Raw genomic sequence first — 17497 nt, forward strand, 5'->3', positions numbered from 1 at the left:
CGCGGTCATTTTATATTTATAACAGTTCCTTCTCCGTTATGTCGACTGTTTTTCCCGTTTCCCGGTAGTATTCAACGGTTCGCAGGGATGGCCAGTCACCCTGCAAAACACCAGGAAAAACTCGTTCGATGGAGAGGTGTTGGGTCCGATGACAACTTAACGCTTCCATGATCCCCTTGCGCCAGGGCCCCACTTCGATTCGGTGAGTGGCCTCCCATTCAGGGGGTGGATCATTTTCTGTGGGAGGTACAGCAACATAATACAGGGGGACGGAAAAGGAAAGGCTGTCGACGGCGGCAGCGGTTGCCCGTTGGATCACCTGATGATCCGGGTGTCCGGAAATACCGTCAGGGGGGAAGGTGATCACCCCGTTAGGTTTTTCCTTGACAAGGATGTTTGCGATATCGGCGACAAGGCGCTCGAAGGGAAACATTTGCAGTTTTCCATCACCGAAATCCCGTAAAATCAGGCGGTCGATGCCGAGTACAGCCGTCGCCTCTTCCAGTTCCTGTGTGCGCACCTCCCCCAATTGTTCCTGGGGGCAGAGGGGCGGGGTTCCAGGACGGCCCGCCTCCCCGCGTGTGGCACAGTATAGGATGATCTCACAATCCGGACGCTGGCTGTATCGGAGGATGGTACCTCCCGATGCAAAAGTTTCATCATCAGGGTGGGCAAATATAAAAATCAGTTTTTTATTAGACAACTGAGATGACCTCCTTCAGCTTTCGTCTATTATATCGGTGAAGGGGATATCACACCAGTTGCTCTGTTAAAGAGGGAAAAGTCGGACATGATATATAGTGTTCTCTTTCTTGAGATAACTGGTGTATACTTGGATATGAATTGCTGGGAATCATTCTTTTCGAGGTGGTCAGGGATGGAACAACAGTCGGGCGTTTCCGACCAGGAAAAAATGGAAGAGAATATGGATGTGCTTGTCTCGACGCAGACTGTGATCAAACGTGCTCTGGATAAACTGGGTTATCCGGAACAGGTTTATGAGTTGTTGAAGGATCCGATGCGAATGATGCGGGTGCGGATTCCGGTTCGGATGGATGATGGAAAGGTCGAAGTGTTTACCGGTTACCGGGCTCAGCATAATGATTCATTGGGTCCGACCAAAGGTGGTGTTCGCTTTCACCCCAATGTTACTGAGAATGAAGTGAAGGCGCTTTCAATCTGGATGAGTTTAAAGGCGGGCATTGTCGATCTTCCCTATGGTGGCGGAAAAGGTGGGATTGTATGCGATCCCCGCAAGATGTCTTTTCGGGAATTGGAGCGCCTCTCCCGTGGGTATGTGAAGGCGATCAGCCAGATTGTTGGACCGACAAAAGATATTCCGGCCCCTGATGTATTTACCAACTCTCAGATCATGGCTTGGATGATGGATGAGTACAGTCGGATCCGCGAATTTGATTCACCCGGATTTATCACCGGTAAACCGTTGGTATTGGGTGGATCCCATGGTCGGGAGACCGCCACCGCTAAAGGGGTGGCGATCATGATCCGGGAGGCGGCCAAAAAGCGGAACCTCTCCCTCAAAGACGCCCGGGTGGTGATTCAGGGCTTCGGGAATGCCGGCAGTTTCCTCGCCAAATTTATGAACGACTCCGGTGCAAAGGTGATCGGGATATCGGACGCCTATGGTGCCCTTTACGACGAGGACGGTCTGGATATCGATTACCTGCTGGATCGACGGGATTCCTTCGGCACGGTTACCAACCTGTTTAAGAATACAATTACCAACAAGGAATTGCTGGAGTTAGACTGTGATATTCTGGTTCCCGCAGCGGTGGAAAACCAGATCACTGCTGCCAATGCCGATCGAATCAACGCCAATATCGTGGTGGAAGCGGCTAATGGTCCGACCACATTAGATGCGACCCGGATTCTGAGTGAGCGCGGTATTCTTTTGGTCCCGGATGTGCTGGCCAGTGCCGGTGGGGTAACTGTTTCCTATTTCGAATGGGTTCAGAACAATCAGGGTTACTATTGGTCCGAAGAAGAAGTGGAGAAAAAAATGGAGGAAATCTTGGTCCGTTCCTTTGAGAATGTATACCGAACCGCTGCTACCCGACGGGTCGATATGCGGCTGTCCGCCTATATGGTCGGTGTTCGGAAAATGGCGGAGGCCTCCCGTTTCCGCGGTTGGGTATAATGGTATATAATGAATGAATCAATGAGGAGCACCCGGTTGAGCCGGGTGGCTTTTCTGTTTTTACCGAGGAGGTTGAAGTATGGAAGAGTTGATCATTATCGGTGCGGGACCTTGTGGCCTTTCGGCAGCGATCGAGGCCAAAAAGCGGGGACTTCGCCCGTTGGTGATTGAAAAGGGTTGTATCGTCAACTCGATATACCATTTTCCCGTCCATATGCAATTTTTCAGCACCCCCGAGCTGCTGGAAATCGGTGGGGTGCCTTTCATCACTTCTGGTAAACCGTCTCGGATGGAGGCGCTCAAATATTACCGGGCAACGGCGGAAGCTTACGATCTGAATATCCACACCTATGAGCGGGTGACCGGAGTGGATCGGGACGGGGAGACCTTTCGGGTTCACACGGAGAAAAAGGGAGAGTCCCGAACCTATACGACATCCAGGCTGGTGCTGTCCACCGGTTACTATGATTCGCCCAATCGCTTAGACGTTCCCGGAGGTGACTTGCCCAAGGTCCATCATTATTACAAGGAAGGTCATCCCTATAACGGTCTCGATGTGCTGGTGATCGGAGGGAAAAACTCCGCTGTCGATACGGCCATGGACTTACACGAGGCAGGTGCCCGGGTGACGATGGTTTACCATCGGGACGCCTTTTCAGATAGTGTGAAGCCCTGGGTAAAACCAGTGATCGAAAGCGCCCTTCGCAAAGGGTGGATCAAGATGCATTGGAATACCCGAGTAAAAGAAATCCGGGAGAATGAAGTGGTTTTGGAAAAGGCGGGAGAGACATTTTCCGTTGCTAACGATGCTGTATTTGCCATGATTGGATATCATCCACAGACCGAGATGTTGTCTAAACTCGGGGTGAAGGTGGATCCTGAAACCGGTGCCCCTGTTCACAATCCGGAAACGATGGAAACGGAAGTACCTGGTCTGTATATCGCCGGAGTGATTGCAGCGGGATGGGATGCCAATTCGATCTTTATTGAGAACGGAAGGTATCACGGAGAAAAAATCGCCAATCACATCCAACGGGATGCGATGGCGACTTCCTGATCAGCGCTGACCATGGAGCGATTGCTTGAAATAAGTTTGAAGATCAGCCGGATTCCGGCTGGCATGAAGCGCGGCCATCAAATGGATCCGCGCTTTTTGTCCGTTTAAGCCGTTGGAAAAGATCAGTCCCCAGTCTAATAGTTGCGCTCCGCCGCCCTCATAGCCGTAAGTATCTTCCACATATCCATTGTAACAGCGTGAGACCAACACGACCGGCACCTCTTGCTTGAGGGCTTGTTTTAGCCCGGGCAGCATGGCAGGGGGAAGATTTCCCTGTCCGAGAGCCTCCAGCACAATCCCCTTTGCCCCTTGTTCCAAAGAGGCGCGGATAAAGAGGTCATCGGTGCCCGCCGCCGCTTTGATCAATGTGATAGGTTCCACAGGGGGCAACAAAGGATAGTGCCGTTCCCGCTGAAAGAATCGGTGGAAGATGACATCTTTCTTTGTGATGGTGCCGACCAGACCTCCAGTGGGGGAACGGAAGGTGGCGACGTTGCTGGTGTGGGTTTTGGTGACCCAACGGGCGGCGTGGATTTCGTCGTTAAAAACCACCAGGGTTCCCTTTCTCTGTGCCCCGGGGTGGGTGGCGGTTCGCACGGCGTTGACCAGGTTGAGCGGTCCATCCGCTCCCAATTCATTTTGACTCCGCATGGCTCCGGTGACAATGACAGGCTTATCCCCCGGGATGGTCAGGTCCAAATAGTATGCGGTCTCCTCCAGGGTATCCGTTCCGTGGGTAACCACCACGCCGTCGATTTCCGAGCGGCTGAGATGGGATCGCACCCTTTTTGCCACCCGGTACATCCACTCCGGTGTCATATGCGGGCTGGGCAGGTCGGCAAAGGGATCCATCTCAACAGCCGCATATCGGGATAAAATCGGTTGGATTGATAGTAGGGCTGTTTCACCCTTCGGCTTGACGCTGTGGGTTTGATCGTCTTCGGCCATGGCGATGGTTCCGCCAGTAGTGACGACTGCAATCCGTTTCATAACGTGCCTCCGGTTTAACGTAATGAATACTCCTCTATTTTATTATACCGTTGTCCGGTGACCAAGCGCTGTGGATGAAAGAGGATCTTTTCGGCCATACTAGGCACAACCAGTATAATATGTGGGAGGAAGTACATGGCCGATCACCGGTATATGGTTTGGATTCGTTGTAAGCAATGCGGCGAGCGATTTATGTTAAAAGGTAGTTTGAAGAAGGGGAGGGTAAACACGGGTTTTAAGAAGTGTCTATGTGATAATGATAATCCAACAGCCTTTGAAATTTCTTCGGAAAGGTTGTAAAAGCCGGCTCTTTGGCCGGCTTTTTAAGTGCATAAAGGGAGAAGCGAGCGTTCAAACTACCTGTGAAGACTCTTAGGGGAGGATGCTGAGAATGGAAGGAGGAGGTTGGAATCCGCAGCAGGTGTCTAATGATTTGCGTCATCCTATTGATGATCGCCCCAATCACTGCTTCGAACCCAACCTGGGCGGCTGGTGAGGGGAAAGGGAGTGGTTCCTTTTCAAAAAACGACATCAAATTGATGGCCAATGCTGTCCATGGTGAAGCGAGAGGTGAACCTTATATCGGTATGGTCGCAGTAGCTGCGGTCATTTTAAACCGAGTGGAAAGCGAGAAATTCCCCAATTCCGTTTCCGGAGTCATTTTTGAACCTGGTGCGTTTACGGCGGTGTCAGACGGGCAGATCTGGTTGACGCCGGAAGAAGAGTCCAAAAAAGCCGTTCGTGACGCGATCAACGGCAACGATCCGGCAGGGGGAGCCATTTATTATTTCAATCCCGATACGGCCACTTCCGGTTGGATCTGGGGTCGACCGCAGATTAAAAAAATCGGTAAACATATATTCTGTAAATAAGGAGTGATTCAGTCGTGTACAGACGGATCGCCGCCGTGTTATTCCCCGTGACTGCGCTAGCCTTGATCGGCACAGCCGTCTGGGGTTACCAGGAAAACCAGGAGAAAAACAGTTTGATGATCAAGGCCGAAAACCAATACCAACGAGCCTTTCACGATCTGAATTTCCACATGGACCAATTGCAGGACGAGTTGGGAAAAGCTTTGGCCTTGAACACGCGTAAACAGATGTCCACTTGTATGACCAACGTTTGGCGCCTTACTTACGCTTCCCAAAATGATCTGGGCCAACTGCCTCTATCCATGATGCCCTTTGACAAGACGCAATCCTTCTTGTCCAAAATCGGTGACTTTACCTACCGAGTGGGCGTCCGGGATCTGAATAAGGAGCCTTTGACCGATCGAGAATATAACACGTTGCGGTCGCTGTACGAAAAGTCCAATACCATTCAGCGAGATCTGTCAAAAGTTCAAACCCAAGTGTTAAATAATAATCTGCGATGGATGGATACGGAGTTGGCGATGGCATCGGAGGATAAGGCGACCAACAACACCATCATCAACGGATTTAAAAACGTTGACAAACTGTCTGAAGGGTATCGGGAGGTGGACTGGGGCCCCTCGGTCAATAACCTGGAATCCGAGCAGCGTAAGAAGGCGGACGCGTTGAAAGGCGAACCGGTCACTGCAAGAGAAGTGAAGGATAAGATTGCGGACGTTTTGGATCTGCAAAACACCAACGGGATTCACGTGGTTCGAAACGCAAAAGGGGACACCGCTACTTACAGTGTGCGGGTGGAAAAGAAGAATGGAACCGAAGTGAATGCCGATGTCAGCAGAAAAGGCGGATATATTTTATGGTTAAATTATGATCGGAATGTAAAAGATCGCAAGTTGAGCATGGAACAGGCTCAAGGGGAAGCTGTCAACTATCTTGACCGGTTGGGCTTTCCGGAAATGGAGACGATCAAGTATGACGACGTGGGCAATATTGCCTCCTTCACCTTTGTACGAAAGCAGGACGATGTCCTGATTTACCCGGAAACTGTCGTGGTTAAGGTGGCTCTTGACAACGGGGAGATCTTCGGCTATCAAGGCGACGACTATGTCTTCAATCATAAGGAAAAGCGGAACATGAAACCAAAATTGAGCCGAGCTGAGGCGAAAAAATCAGTCAGTCCCCGCTTGAAGTTGGAGGAATCACAGCTGGCTGTCATTTTCGGAGACAGAGGGAAAGAAGTTTTGTGTCACGAGTTTACCGGCAGACTCGGCAAAAGCAAATACCGGGTGTTTATCAATGCGGACAACGGAGACGAGGAGTTCGTGGAGAAGGTGAAAGAACAGGATACGAATGAGATATAAAAGAGGGATACAGGCCGGCAAAACGCCGGCCTGAACATTGCTGTATCACCGGGAAAAATGGTTTGAGTCGTTGCAACTCGGTAACCTTTGTGGTATTCTAAAGAAGAATTCATAAAAGGGAATACATAGCGAATCCTTCTATTCGCGGTTTGTAGCTGGCCAAAAAGGTTTCCTCAGGAAATCTGATATCCACCTCGAGATGAATCAAATACCGTTCATCCTCTTCGAGCAGGCCATGCCTGCTCTTTATGTATTTTATCCCTTCTTTTTGTGGGAGGAACTGCTTGATGAAGAGTCGTTTTTCGATTGCCATCGACGGCCCTGCTGGAGCCGGAAAAAGTACGGTAGCCCGTCAGGTGGCCGAAAGGCTGGGGCTAACCTATGTGGATACCGGTGCGATGTATCGGGCTATCACATGGAAAGCCTTACAACAAAATATCGATCTCCAAGATGAACAGACGGTCTCCCGGCTAGCCCGGGAAACGGATATCCAGCTAGCTCCGGGGAAGACCGGTACAGATATCTGGGTGGACGGAAAAAAAGTGACGGATGAGATTCGTACTCCGGAAGTAACCGCGAAGGTATCCCTGATTGCCGGTCAGCCGGAAGTGCGGGAGGTTTTGGTGGAAAAACAGCAGGAGATGGCTTGTCGTCGGGAAGTCGTGATGGACGGCCGAGATATCGGTACCCATGTGATTCCGGACGCTGATGTGAAGGTTTTTCTCACTGCCTCTATCGAAGAAAGGGCACAACGCCGGTATCGAGAGTCGATTCGTCGCGGCTTTGAGATGGATTGGGAACAGCTGAAGGAGGAGATTCGTCTCCGGGATGAAAAGGATCAGCGCCGTAAACACTCCCCTCTCCGTCCAGCGGAAGATGCCGTTCATCTCGATACCACCGGCCTTTCCATCGAGGAGGTGGTTGAGGAGATTCTAAATCTCTCCCGAACCAAAGTGGGCGGTGGAGAGTAAGATATGCTATACCGGATGTTTCGATTTGGTTTTCGTCTTTTATTCCGTCTTGTCTACCGATGGGAGATCAGGGGTGCGGAACATGTCCCTTCAGAAGGGGCGGTGGTGGTCTGTTGCAACCACATCAATAATTTGGACCCCCCGCTTCTCGGATCGGCCCTCGAGCGCCCGATCCGCTTTATGGCTAAAGAAGAGCTGTTTAAGATTCCTGTTTTGTCCTTTTTGATCCGCCGGTTTGGCGCTTTCCCCGTCAACCGTGGTGCCGCCGATAAGCGGGCGGTGAAGCAGGCGCTGACGTTTCTGAAACAGGGAGAAGTGCTGGGAGTATTTCCGGAGGGGACCCGTTCCCGAACGGGTGAATTGGGCGCGGGTCACACCGGTGCCGCATTTATTGCCCTTAAGGGTAAAGCGCAGGTGGTACCAGCTGCTGTGATCGGCCCGTACCGTCCCTTCCGCAGTGTCCGAATTGTATTTGGCCCCCCCTTGGACCTGACCGGTTACAGGGACCAGAAGTGGACATCGCAATCCCTGCGGAAGGTAACCGATCGGATCATGAATGAGATTGGGACGCTTCGGGCGGAAAATCATTCCAAATGAAAGGGTTCATGATTCTTCTTCTCTTTTTCTCGTCTCTTTTTTTCTACCATCGCATATCCCATCACGGGGATGCAGACGGTGTAAAACGGACCCGACTCATCACCTTATGGATTTCAGCGATGTTCGCTGGAATCATGCTCCTCAGTTTCGGGATGCGGATCGGATGGGTCGGCGGGATGATGGCTCTGGCAGGAGCGGTGCTTCTGACCGGTGCGTTGATTACAGGATTAATGAAATTAAGGGACTGGCTTTCTTAATTTCATTGTTCATCTCTCTGTTGCGGAGGGATTATAAATTTTGGCGGATTACCTGCAGGTAAATGAGGAGGTTGTCGTTCATGGTGGAAGAAATGAAATCCGAGATGGCGGAAGTGACTCCGTTGAATCGGGGGGACATCGTTAAAGGAAAAGTGACCAAGGTGGAAAATAACCAGGTCATGGTGGATGTCAACTATAAGTTTGACGGAGTGATCCCGATTTCGGAACTCTCCAGCCTTCACGTGGATAAAGCTTCCGATGTTCTGTCCGAGGGTGAGGAAGTGGAAGTGAAGGTGATTCGGTTGAATGATGAAGAAGACAAACTAGTGCTTTCCAAAAAAGCGGTGGATGCTGATCGAGCCTGGGAAGAGCTACAGCAAAAATTTGAAGCAAATGAGACCTTGGAAGCAGAAGTGGCCGATGTCGTCAAAGGCGGATTGGTGGTAGATCTCGGGGTTCGTGGTTTTATCCCGGCTTCCTTGGTGGAACGCCATTATGTCGAAGATTTCTCCGACTATAAAGGGCGTACCCTTCCCTTAAAAGTGATCGAAATCGATCCGGACAAAAACAAGCTGATTCTCTCCCGGAAAGCCGTCCTGGAAGAAGAGGCAGAACGGAAGAAACAGGAGACCCTGGACAGACTGGAAGCGGGGCAAGTGCTGGATGGAACGGTTCAGCGCCTGACCGATTTCGGCGCCTTTGTGGACATCGGCGGCGTGGATGGTCTGGTACACGTTTCCGAATTGGCATGGACCCGGGTGGAGCACCCCTCGGAAGTTCTTTCTGAAGGGGAACAGGTTTCAGTGAAAGTGCTGAAGGTGGATAAGGAAAACGAACGTATCAGCCTCAGCATCAAAGAAACACAACCGGGACCCTGGGACAAAGTTTCCGACGTAATTCAGACCGGGGATGTTGTGAAGGGAACGGTGAAGCGCCTCGTCTCCTTCGGTGCCTTTGTGGAGGTGTATGAGGGGGTGGAAGGCCTGGTTCACATTTCCCAAATCTCCCGTCGACATATCGCTTCTCCTTCCGAGGTGTTGGAAGAAGGGCAGGAGGTTCAGGTGAAAGTGTTGGATATGCAGCCTGAACAAAAACGCATCAGCCTCAGCATCAAAGAAGTGGAACAGGAAGAGACACGTGAAGAATTGGAAAATCTGGATCGCAATAACAACGGCATGAATGTGACCCTCGGCGACGTATTTGGCGATCAGCTTCGTCGTCTGAAGTAAGCGATCTACTCAAAGCCTCCGGTCGTTCCGGAGGCTTTTTTATGGCTGAAGGAAGTGTCATTGATCCATAATAAAAAGGAGTCCAATCATCTACTGGAGGGATCAAAATGGTTGCCGGTACCCTGGCCTTCCTCACCTGCTTGTCGATGGCCGTTTTGATTCAGAGCGGTTGGTTTGCTGGGTTGGTGCGGGATGTAGGAGTCCGTAAAGAGTGGTTGGCCGTGGGTTTGTTATTGGAGGCTCTCTTATTGCGGGTTCAAGTCCCTCCCGGAGGGATGATCCGTCTCCAGGTGGGGATGTTTCTGTTCATCCCTTTTCTGTTTTGTCTGCGTAAAGGAAACAGGGAAGACCGGTCTTTTCTTTTCTCTTCCGTGTTTTTTATCGGCTCGTCCTTATTCTTGCTTCGAGAATTGTATTGGTTAGAACCCGCATTTTCATGGGGAATTTCTCGCAGCCTGGAAATGATGATAGTGTTAATCATAGCACTGGTCTCCTCTCGTTTGCTGACCGGGAGATTGTTGGTGGCATCCTTGGGGATGTGGCTGGGGCAGTTCCTTGTTTTATGCCTCCATCGCCATGAGATGAAACCTTTGTTGTTTGGTGATGTGCAATTTCTGGATTTCTTCTGGCTCTCATTGATCCTGCTGTGGGTAGCCCATGCTGTTCTGCAACAAGGGATCCAGTGGGTGCGGGGGCTGCGTCGGTTGATATAACCCTTTAGGGATTGAAGGAGATAGTAGGCGATCATCCGCCGATGTGGTAAAATCATGATATTCGGTGTGGTTTCGATAGCGAATGAGGGTTGAAATTTTCGAGGAGAGGAATAGACCATGAGTTTGCCAGTTGTTGCGATCGTCGGTCGCCCCAATGTGGGCAAGTCGACGCTTTTCAATCGGATCGCAGGAGAACGGATCGCCATCGTGGAGGACCAACCGGGGATCACTCGGGATCGAATATACAGTAAAGGGGAATGGTCGGGTCGCTCGTTTCACCTGATTGACACCGGGGGTCTTGAGTTCGGTGGGGATGACGAGATGGTGGAGTATGTTCGTCAACAAGCCGAACTGGCCATCGAAGAAGCGGATGTGATTCTGTTTGTGGTAGACGGGCGTACCGGGGTGACAGCAACCGATGAAGAGGTGGCCCGACACCTGCGCCGGTCCCGTAAGCCGGTGGTCTTGGCTGTGAATAAACTGGACCATCAGAATCACCATAAACATGCATATGAATTTTATCAGTTGGGGATCGGTGAGCCCATTCCAGTCTCCTCTTTGCATGGAACAGGTACCGGAGATCTGTTGGATGAAGTGGTTCAAAAGCTGCCGGATTCCACAGTAGAGGCCTATGATCCGGATACGATTCGGGTTTCCATCATCGGCCGTCCCAACGTGGGAAAATCTTCCTTGGTCAACCGCATTCTTGGCGAAGAGCGGGTGATTGTCAGCCCCGTCGCCGGAACCACCCGGGACGCGGTGGACACGCCTTTTACCCACGAGGGTCAGGACTATGTGATCGTGGATACGGCAGGAATGCGGAAACGTGGGAAAGTGTATGAATCTACGGAAAAGTACAGTGTGCTGCGGGCGCTGAAAGCGATTGAACGCTCCGACGTCGTACTGGTGGTGCTGGACGCCAGCCAAGGCGTCACGGAACAGGATAAGCGAGTGGCGGGGATCGCCCATGAAGGTGGGCGCGGGGCCATCTTTGTGGTAAATAAATGGGATGCGGTGGAAAAGGATCACCAAACGATGCAGCGTTTTGTTCGGGAGATCCGGGATGCCTTTTCTTTCATGGATTATGCGCCCATCCTATTTATCTCCGCCAAAACCGGACAACGGGTCAGCCGGGTGGTTCCGGTGGTGAAGGAAGTGGCGGATCAACACTCGACACGGATCTCCACTTCAGTCTTGAACCAAGTGCTTCAGGATGCCGCCTTATCGACGCCACCACCCACGGTGAAGGGGAGACGGCCGAAGATTCAATATGGCACCCAGGTTTCAGTGAAACCGCCGGTATTTGTTCTGTTTGTAAGCGATCCCGACGCCATTCATTTTAGTTATCGCCGTTATTTGGATAACCAATTGCGGGAAGCCTTTGGTTTTGTCGGGACGCCGATCCGCATTTTGTTCAGGAAAAAACGGAGAGATTGAAGCTTGGGGAGAGGAGGAGACATCAATGGGTGTTACGGTCTTGATAGCGCTGATTTCTTATCTGATCGGCTCTGTCAGTTTTAGTTATGGAATCGCCCGCCTGTTGAAAGGGTATGATATTCGGATGCACGGGAGCGGCAATGCCGGCGCAACCAATATGTTGCGGGTGGTCGGCAAGGGTCCGGCGGCGGCGGTGTTTCTGTTGGATATGTTGAAAGGAATGGTTGCCGTCGGTTTGGCCGCTTGGTTTACCAATAGTCCCTTCCTCGTGATGTTGGCTGGAATTATGGCGATCATCGGACATAATTGGCCGATTTTTCTTCGGTTTCGTGGTGGCAAAGGCATTGCAACAACCATCGGAGTGACCGCAACACTCACTTTTCTCGCCGCTTTGATCGCAGGGATCTTCGCGATTCTCGCTATCGTAATCACCCGTTATGTATCGTTGGGATCCCTGATCTTTGCTGCCGGATTGCCACTGATGATTTTTTTGCTGGATTATCCTACGTCTTACGGATATTTGAGCTTGGCGATTACGGTGATGGCCTTTGTCCGTCACGCCACCAATATTAAGCGGTTATTGCAGGGGAAGGAAAGTAAACTGGGCTCAAATCAACGGACATAGTGTAGACGGAGGGTCAATGGCATGACAAAAAAGAAGGCAGCCGTTTTAGGGGCTGGAAGCTGGGGGACAGCGCTGGCTACAGTACTGGCTGATAACGGTCATGATGTCACACTTTGGGCACGTCGTGTTGAGCTGGCCCGAGAAGTGATGGCGGATCGAACCAACAGCCGTTATCTTCCGGGTATTCAGCTCCCGGAAACATTGACAGCCACTGCTTCTATCGAGGAGGCAGTGGCGGGAAAAGATCTGCTATTGCTGGTGGTACCTTCCCATTCGATGCGGGAGGTGGCAGCTCAGGCAGCTCCTTATGTTGACGGAGATGCCTTAGTCGTTCACGCCTCCAAGGGATTTGAATTGGGATCGATGAAGCGCATGTCTGAAGTTCTGGCCGAGGAGATGCCCCATACTGAAGGGATCGCTGTGTTGTCCGGACCGAGTCACGCCGAAGAGGTGGTCCGGAAGTCTCCCACCACGGTGGTTGTGGCGTCCCATCAGTTTGCTTCCGCAGAACAGGCACAATCGTTTTTGATCAATACCCATTTTCGCGTTTATACCCATCCTGACATCATCGGTGTGGAGGTGGGGGGGTCCCTCAAAAATATTATTGCGCTAGGTGCGGGTTTATCCGATGGTCTCGGCTTTGGCGATAACGCAAAGGCCGCCCTGATCACCAGAGGATTGGCCGAGATCGCACGCCTGGGGATGGCGATGGGGGCCAAACCGATCACCTTTGCCGGATTATCCGGAGTGGGCGATTTGGTCGTGACCTGTACCAGCCAACACAGTCGCAACTGGAAGGCGGGTTATCTGTTGAGCCAGGGCTCCGGGCTGGATGAGGTATTAGACCGAATGGGCATGGTGGTAGAAGGTGTGAAAACAACTCAAGCAGCCTGGGAACTCTCTCGACGCTATCATGTAGATATGCCGATCGCCTGTGAGCTCTATCACGTTCTGTTTGAAGGGAAGTCCCCCCGTCAGGCGGTGGAGGATCTGATGGCCCGGGGGAAGACCGACGAGATGGAGGAGATGATGACCGGCGACCTGGAATGATTCGCCTATTGTAACGCACACTCGTTGCAAGTGAGAGGGATTCCTCATACGCTGTAGTACATCCGGTGCCGCCCTTACCACCAATCCGGCTTTCAGCAAGGGGATCAGGGACCAGTGAGGCCGGGGCGGCAAACCGGAAAACAGGGGTAACGCCAGCGGCGTTATCCCTGTTTTTGCTTCGCATGACTGTCAATATCCGAGGTTTTTGCCTGTAACAATTCGTTTATCAACTGTTTGACAAAGGGGGACTGTAGGATTTTCATCACCTGGGACAGATCAAAGGAAGGTTGTGGTCCTTCACCTGGCGGGTCTTCCAATGGCGGTAGGTTGAGTTGGGGAATGTCCTCCTCTTCCTCCGTCTTTCGACTCGGCTTAATCAGGCGAAGAGGGGGGCGAAACCTCGGTCCGGTTCTGCGTCTGTCCACCAGATGGTTGGCGATCTCAAACATGGAGTAGGCATTATCCATGATACTCTCCAACCGTTGCAGTGATGAACTTAAATCTTTCAAGGTGGAACGCAGGGTGTAAAAACCGCTGATCATTTTGGACACGTCGAGGGATGAAAGGTCTTGTGATTTGTTTTCCCGGGCCGGGGGCGCGGGTCTTCTTCGTTTTTGCGGCCGTCGGGTCCCGCCAGGACGGCTGGTGCGCACGAAATGTTTTGCCACGGCTGATCTCCTCCCACTTCGGGCTGTTGTCTCCATATTCTATGCGCTTATCCCGGCTCCGATATGGACAGTCGCCCTGAATGATTGGTGGGCGGATGTGGATTTGCTATACTGGATTCAGTATGAAACGAAGGATGTTGATGTGCCGATGGATGCCATGATCAGTATCATTCTTTTATTAGCGGCCAATTTTATGATTGCTTGGACCCGTCAGCTCTCAACCGGTTGGGTACGGGTTGTCTTATCGATCATCGCCGTTCTCCTCCTGTTACCCGCTTTTCTCTTTGGAATTCGGGCCATCATGTGAGAGCGGATCGTGAGATGGGGAGGGAGATCTAGATGAAACCATGGAACATAACGGTTTTGTTGACGGTAACCCTGGTGCTAGTGAGCGGTTGTGTCCGCACAGAAGAGTTTAACCAGCGGATTGCGGAGGACTTGCCCCAGGAGGTGCAGGAAGTTCAGAATGCGGTTGACATGTACCGCAAAGAACATAACAATGTGCTCCCTCTGAAACCACCCCAGGGGGATACCCTCTATCAAAAATACATTCTGGACCTTGCCAAATTGGAACCCTATCTAAGCGGAGCACCGTCCAATTCGTTTCAGAAGGGGGGCAACTTTGTATTTGTTGCCGTCGACCCCGGAGATAAGCCGAAGGTGAAGGTCATGGACTTGCGGGTGACGGAAACGCTGCGAAAGTTACAAACCCGGGTTCAGGGATACCGGGATGATCACGGGACATGGCCTGCTGGAGAGAAGGTGGGTGAGGGGATTTATCGCCTCGACTTCAAAAAGTTGGATGCGGAACCGGTAACGATCCCCAGCCCGTATCATAGCGAATTGTCTTTGCCCCTTTTAATCGACAGTGACGGTACGCTTCATGTCGATTATCGGATGGATGTGGTTCAGATACTGGAAACCCTCGAGAAAAAACCGGATTCAAAATCCGACCTACGAAAAGTCCTGTATGCCGATTCCTTGTTCGTGCCGGCTTATTCACCCCCGATGCACCTTAAGGACGGAGATCCGGTACTGAGCAAGGAATAAATCGGCCGGCCCGCACATAGAGAAAGAACAAAGGTGGAAGGAAAGCGGGATGAGGCAAGTTGGAGGCTTGGGAAAATTTCTTGATTCATTTGTTGGCCGTCCCTGGTCTTTTTCTTATGGGGCGGTTGTCGGCTGTCAAGACCGTCGGTTTCCGGATCCGAAGTCGGAGCGCCGATGACCGTAGCGTGCATGCCGAGAAAGAAAAAACGGAGACTTGACCGATTGGGCTGTCCACTTTGGACAGCCTTTTTGATTTTTAATGGGCAGGAATCATAACCGGCGAACCTCCTCATATATTTATAGTGTCCAAATTCCATCGGAGCGTATAAAAGGAGGCGGTTCGCCTCGCACCGACGACGAAAGACGTGAAGCGGAACATTCGAGGGAGGGGTATTCGTGAAGAGAGTCGATATCTTCAAAGATATTGCTGAACGAACAGGAGGAGATATTTATCTGGGTGTGGTCGGTGCGGTGCGCACCGGGAAGTCCACCTTTATCAAACGGTTTATGGAGCAGGTGGTAATCCCTAATATCAGTGAGGAGGCCGAACGCGTTCGCACCACCGATGAACTGCCCCAGAGCGGAGCAGGGAAAACGATCACCACCATCGAACCCAAGTTTGTGCCTAATCAGGCGGTACAGCTTAGTGTCAGCGAGGGCATCGATATCAATGTCCGGCTGGTCGATTGTGTCGGATATGCGATATCCGGAGCCCGGGGATATGAAGACGAAGCCGGTCCTCGCATGATCAACACCCCCTGGTTTGAGGAACCGATTCCCTTCCAGGAGGCGGCGGAAATCGGTACACGCAAAGTGATTCAAGAACATTCCACGCTGGGTGTGGTGGTGTCGACGGACGGTTCGATTACGGATATTCCGCGAGAAGAGTATGAAGAGGTGGAAGAGCGCATCGTGGAGGAGATGAAGGAAGTCGGAAAACCCTTCATCCTGGTGCTGAACTCTACTCGTCCCTACAGTGAAGACGTACAGATCATGAAACAGGAGTTGGCGGAGAAGTACGATACCCCAGTGTTAGCCATCAGTGTGGCGACGATGGGGGAAGAAGAAGTTTATTCGGTCCTGAAAGAAGTCTTGTATGAATTCCCCGTCCATGAAGTCAATGTCAACCTGCCCAGTTGGGTGATGGTGTTGGAAGAAGACCACTGGTTGCGACAGGAGTTTGAAAGTTCCGTCCGGGATACGGTGAAGGATATCCGCCGCCTGCGCGATGTGGACGAAGTGGTCGGACATTTTTCCGGGTACGAGTTTATCGAACGGGCCGCCTTATCCGGGATGGATATGGGGCAGGGTGTCGCGGAGATCGACTTGTATGCCCCCGATGAGTTGTATGACCGTATATTGACGGAAGTGGTGGGTGTGTCCATCCGAGGAAAAGATCATCTGCTGCAATTGATGCAGGAATTTTCTAACGCCAAGCGGGAATACGACAAGTTTTCCGATGCGATCCAGATGGTTCGAACTACCGGGTACGGGGTGGCTACGCCCAGTCTGGAAGAGATGATTCTGGAAGAGCCTGAATTGATCAAACAGGGACCCCGTTATGGTGTTCGCGTCAAGGCGACAGCGCCGTCCATCCATATGATCCGGGTCAACGTTCAATCGGAATTTGCTCCGATCATCGGATCTGAAAAGCAAAGTGAAGAATTGGTCAATTATTTGATGCGGGATTTTGAGTCGGATCCGCTAAAAATATGGGAATCCGATATCTTCGGACGGTCGCTCCATTCCATCGTTCGGGAAGGAATTCAGGCCAAATTGTCGATGATGCCGGAGAACGCCCGCTATAAGTTGCAGGAGACGTTGGAGAGGATCATCAACGAAGGCTCAGGCGGATTGATCGCCATCATTTTATAACTCCTCCCAACCCGATCCTATAAAGCGCTCTGACACAGAGTGCTTTTTTGCTTTTTTTTGCCGCAAACCTGCGTAAACACTTGATATCCGTGCACGGGGTGTATTACTATAGTTTTGTCCCTAAAGGCGTGATGCTGGGGCGTATAAGTTCGTCAGGAACGGTGAACCATGGTTTTAAAGAACCGAATCGCTTGGAGAGGAGGTGAGGGTTGTGAACAAGACGGAACTGATTTCCCAAGTAGCCGAGAAATCTCAGATGACCAAAAAAGATGCGACCCAAGCGGTAGATGCTGTTTTTGAAGCGATTACCGAGGCGCTGAAAAACGGTGAAAAGGTTCAACTGATCGGGTTTGGCAACTTTGAGGTGCGCGAGCGTGCCGCACGCAAAGGCCGCAACCCGCAAACCGGCAAGGAAATTGATATTCCCGCCAGCAAAGTGCCGGCTTTCAAACCGGGTAAGGCGTTGAAAGATGACGTCAATAAGTAAGACGAGTACATACTTTACTCGGGGGAGGCTCTGATTCTGTCCCGGAACGGTGTGCAGTCCATATTCCGGATTGTGCGATAAGGCCCTTCGGGGCCTTTGT

Annotated in this window: 18 protein-coding genes and 1 pseudogene; 16 read left to right on the plus strand and 3 right to left on the minus strand. The window is 51.6% G+C overall.

Annotation, left to right across the window (positions count from 1 at the left end; translation table 11 throughout):
• Window positions 1-16: 16 nt before the first annotated feature.
• The gene (locus BLP91_RS07520) at window positions 17-703 is read right to left on the minus strand and encodes a PIG-L deacetylase family protein (protein WP_091568453.1); all 687 of its coding nucleotides are present in this window, start codon (window positions 701-703) and stop codon (window positions 17-19) included.
• 174 nt (window positions 704-877) lie between these two features.
• Here BLP91_RS07520 and BLP91_RS07525 point away from each other — a divergent pair, with 174 nt between their 5' ends.
• Window positions 878-2158, plus strand: coding sequence for a Glu/Leu/Phe/Val family dehydrogenase (locus tag BLP91_RS07525; protein ID WP_143003497.1), 1281 nt, complete (start codon window positions 878-880; stop codon window positions 2156-2158).
• Window positions 2159-2237: 79 nt separating this feature from the next.
• A complete protein-coding gene (locus tag BLP91_RS07530) occupies window positions 2238-3215 on the plus strand; it encodes a YpdA family putative bacillithiol disulfide reductase (RefSeq protein ID WP_091568456.1) in 978 nt (325 codons plus the stop codon).
• Here the strand turns inward: BLP91_RS07530 and BLP91_RS07535 are convergent, their stop codons facing one another.
• Complete coding sequence (locus tag BLP91_RS07535; protein WP_091568458.1) at window positions 3216-4205, minus strand: asparaginase; 990 nt, start codon at window positions 4203-4205, stop codon at window positions 3216-3218.
• A gap of 515 nt (window positions 4206-4720) precedes the next feature.
• On the opposite strand from BLP91_RS07535, the pseudogene BLP91_RS07540 reads away from it, so the two are divergent.
• The 10 genes and pseudogenes from BLP91_RS07540 to BLP91_RS07585 all read left to right on the plus strand — a co-directional run.
• Window positions 4721-5077 (plus strand): annotated as a pseudogene (locus tag BLP91_RS07540) (cell wall hydrolase); the annotation flags it as partial.
• A 14-nt stretch (window positions 5078-5091) separates the two neighbouring features.
• Window positions 5092-6438: a germination protein YpeB gene (gene ypeB, locus BLP91_RS07545; RefSeq protein WP_176757893.1), complete on the plus strand. Its 1347-nt coding sequence runs from the start codon at window positions 5092-5094 to the stop codon at window positions 6436-6438.
• A 287-nt stretch (window positions 6439-6725) separates the two neighbouring features.
• Window positions 6726-7409: a (d)CMP kinase gene (cmk, locus tag BLP91_RS07550; RefSeq protein ID WP_091568466.1), complete on the plus strand. Its 684-nt coding sequence runs from the start codon at window positions 6726-6728 to the stop codon at window positions 7407-7409.
• 3 nt (window positions 7410-7412) lie between these two features.
• A complete protein-coding gene (locus BLP91_RS07555; RefSeq protein WP_091568469.1) occupies window positions 7413-8006 on the plus strand; it encodes a lysophospholipid acyltransferase family protein in 594 nt (197 codons plus the stop codon).
• Window positions 8003-8263, plus strand: coding sequence for a hypothetical protein (locus tag BLP91_RS07560; RefSeq protein WP_091568471.1), 261 nt, complete (start codon window positions 8003-8005; stop codon window positions 8261-8263). The genes BLP91_RS07555 and BLP91_RS07560 overlap by 4 nt, the downstream gene beginning before the upstream one ends.
• Window positions 8264-8343: 80 nt before the next feature.
• Entirely contained in the window at window positions 8344-9492 is a 1149-nt protein-coding gene (rpsA, locus tag BLP91_RS07565; protein ID WP_091568474.1) for a 30S ribosomal protein S1, read from the plus strand.
• A gap of 107 nt (window positions 9493-9599) precedes the next feature.
• Window positions 9600-10205 carry a YphA family membrane protein gene (locus BLP91_RS07570; RefSeq protein WP_091568477.1) on the plus strand — a complete coding sequence of 202 codons (606 nt, stop codon included), beginning with the start codon at window positions 9600-9602 and terminating at the stop codon, window positions 10203-10205.
• Window positions 10206-10322: 117 nt separating this feature from the next.
• Entirely contained in the window at window positions 10323-11642 is a 1320-nt protein-coding gene (gene der, locus BLP91_RS07575) for a ribosome biogenesis GTPase Der (RefSeq protein WP_091568480.1), read from the plus strand.
• A 25-nt stretch (window positions 11643-11667) separates the two neighbouring features.
• Entirely contained in the window at window positions 11668-12267 is a 600-nt protein-coding gene (gene plsY / locus BLP91_RS07580) for a glycerol-3-phosphate 1-O-acyltransferase PlsY (protein WP_091568482.1), read from the plus strand.
• A 21-nt stretch (window positions 12268-12288) separates the two neighbouring features.
• A complete protein-coding gene (locus tag BLP91_RS07585) occupies window positions 12289-13317 on the plus strand; it encodes an NAD(P)H-dependent glycerol-3-phosphate dehydrogenase (RefSeq protein WP_091568485.1) in 1029 nt (342 codons plus the stop codon).
• 161 nt (window positions 13318-13478) lie between these two features.
• Here BLP91_RS07585 and BLP91_RS07590 read toward each other — a convergent pair whose 3' ends face one another.
• Window positions 13479-13985, minus strand: a complete 507-nt coding sequence (locus BLP91_RS07590) for a hypothetical protein (RefSeq protein ID WP_091568488.1) — start codon at window positions 13983-13985, stop codon at window positions 13479-13481.
• 103 nt (window positions 13986-14088) lie between these two features.
• Here BLP91_RS07590 and BLP91_RS07595 point away from each other — a divergent pair, with 103 nt between their 5' ends.
• The 4 genes from BLP91_RS07595 to BLP91_RS07610 all read left to right on the plus strand — a co-directional run bounded on the left by BLP91_RS07595 (window position 14089) and on the right by BLP91_RS07610 (window position 17397).
• On the plus strand, window positions 14089-14292 hold the full coding sequence (locus tag BLP91_RS07595) for a hypothetical protein (RefSeq protein ID WP_143003498.1): 204 nt from the start codon (window positions 14089-14091) through the stop codon (window positions 14290-14292).
• Window positions 14293-14324: 32 nt separating this feature from the next.
• Complete coding sequence (locus BLP91_RS07600; RefSeq protein WP_091568494.1) at window positions 14325-15035, plus strand: hypothetical protein; 711 nt, start codon at window positions 14325-14327, stop codon at window positions 15033-15035.
• Between the two features lie 396 nt (window positions 15036-15431).
• Window positions 15432-16910 (plus strand): stage IV sporulation protein A, encoded by a 1479-nt coding sequence (gene spoIVA / locus BLP91_RS07605; protein ID WP_091568497.1) that lies wholly within the window; start codon window positions 15432-15434, stop codon window positions 16908-16910.
• Between the two features lie 211 nt (window positions 16911-17121).
• Entirely contained in the window at window positions 17122-17397 is a 276-nt protein-coding gene (locus BLP91_RS07610; RefSeq protein ID WP_091568500.1) for an HU family DNA-binding protein, read from the plus strand.
• The last annotated feature ends 100 nt before the right edge of the window (window positions 17398-17497 follow it).

It is taken from the genome of Melghirimyces thermohalophilus, assembly GCF_900102685.1.
Taxonomy (GTDB): Bacteria; Bacillota; Bacilli; order Thermoactinomycetales; family DSM-45169; genus Melghirimyces; species Melghirimyces thermohalophilus.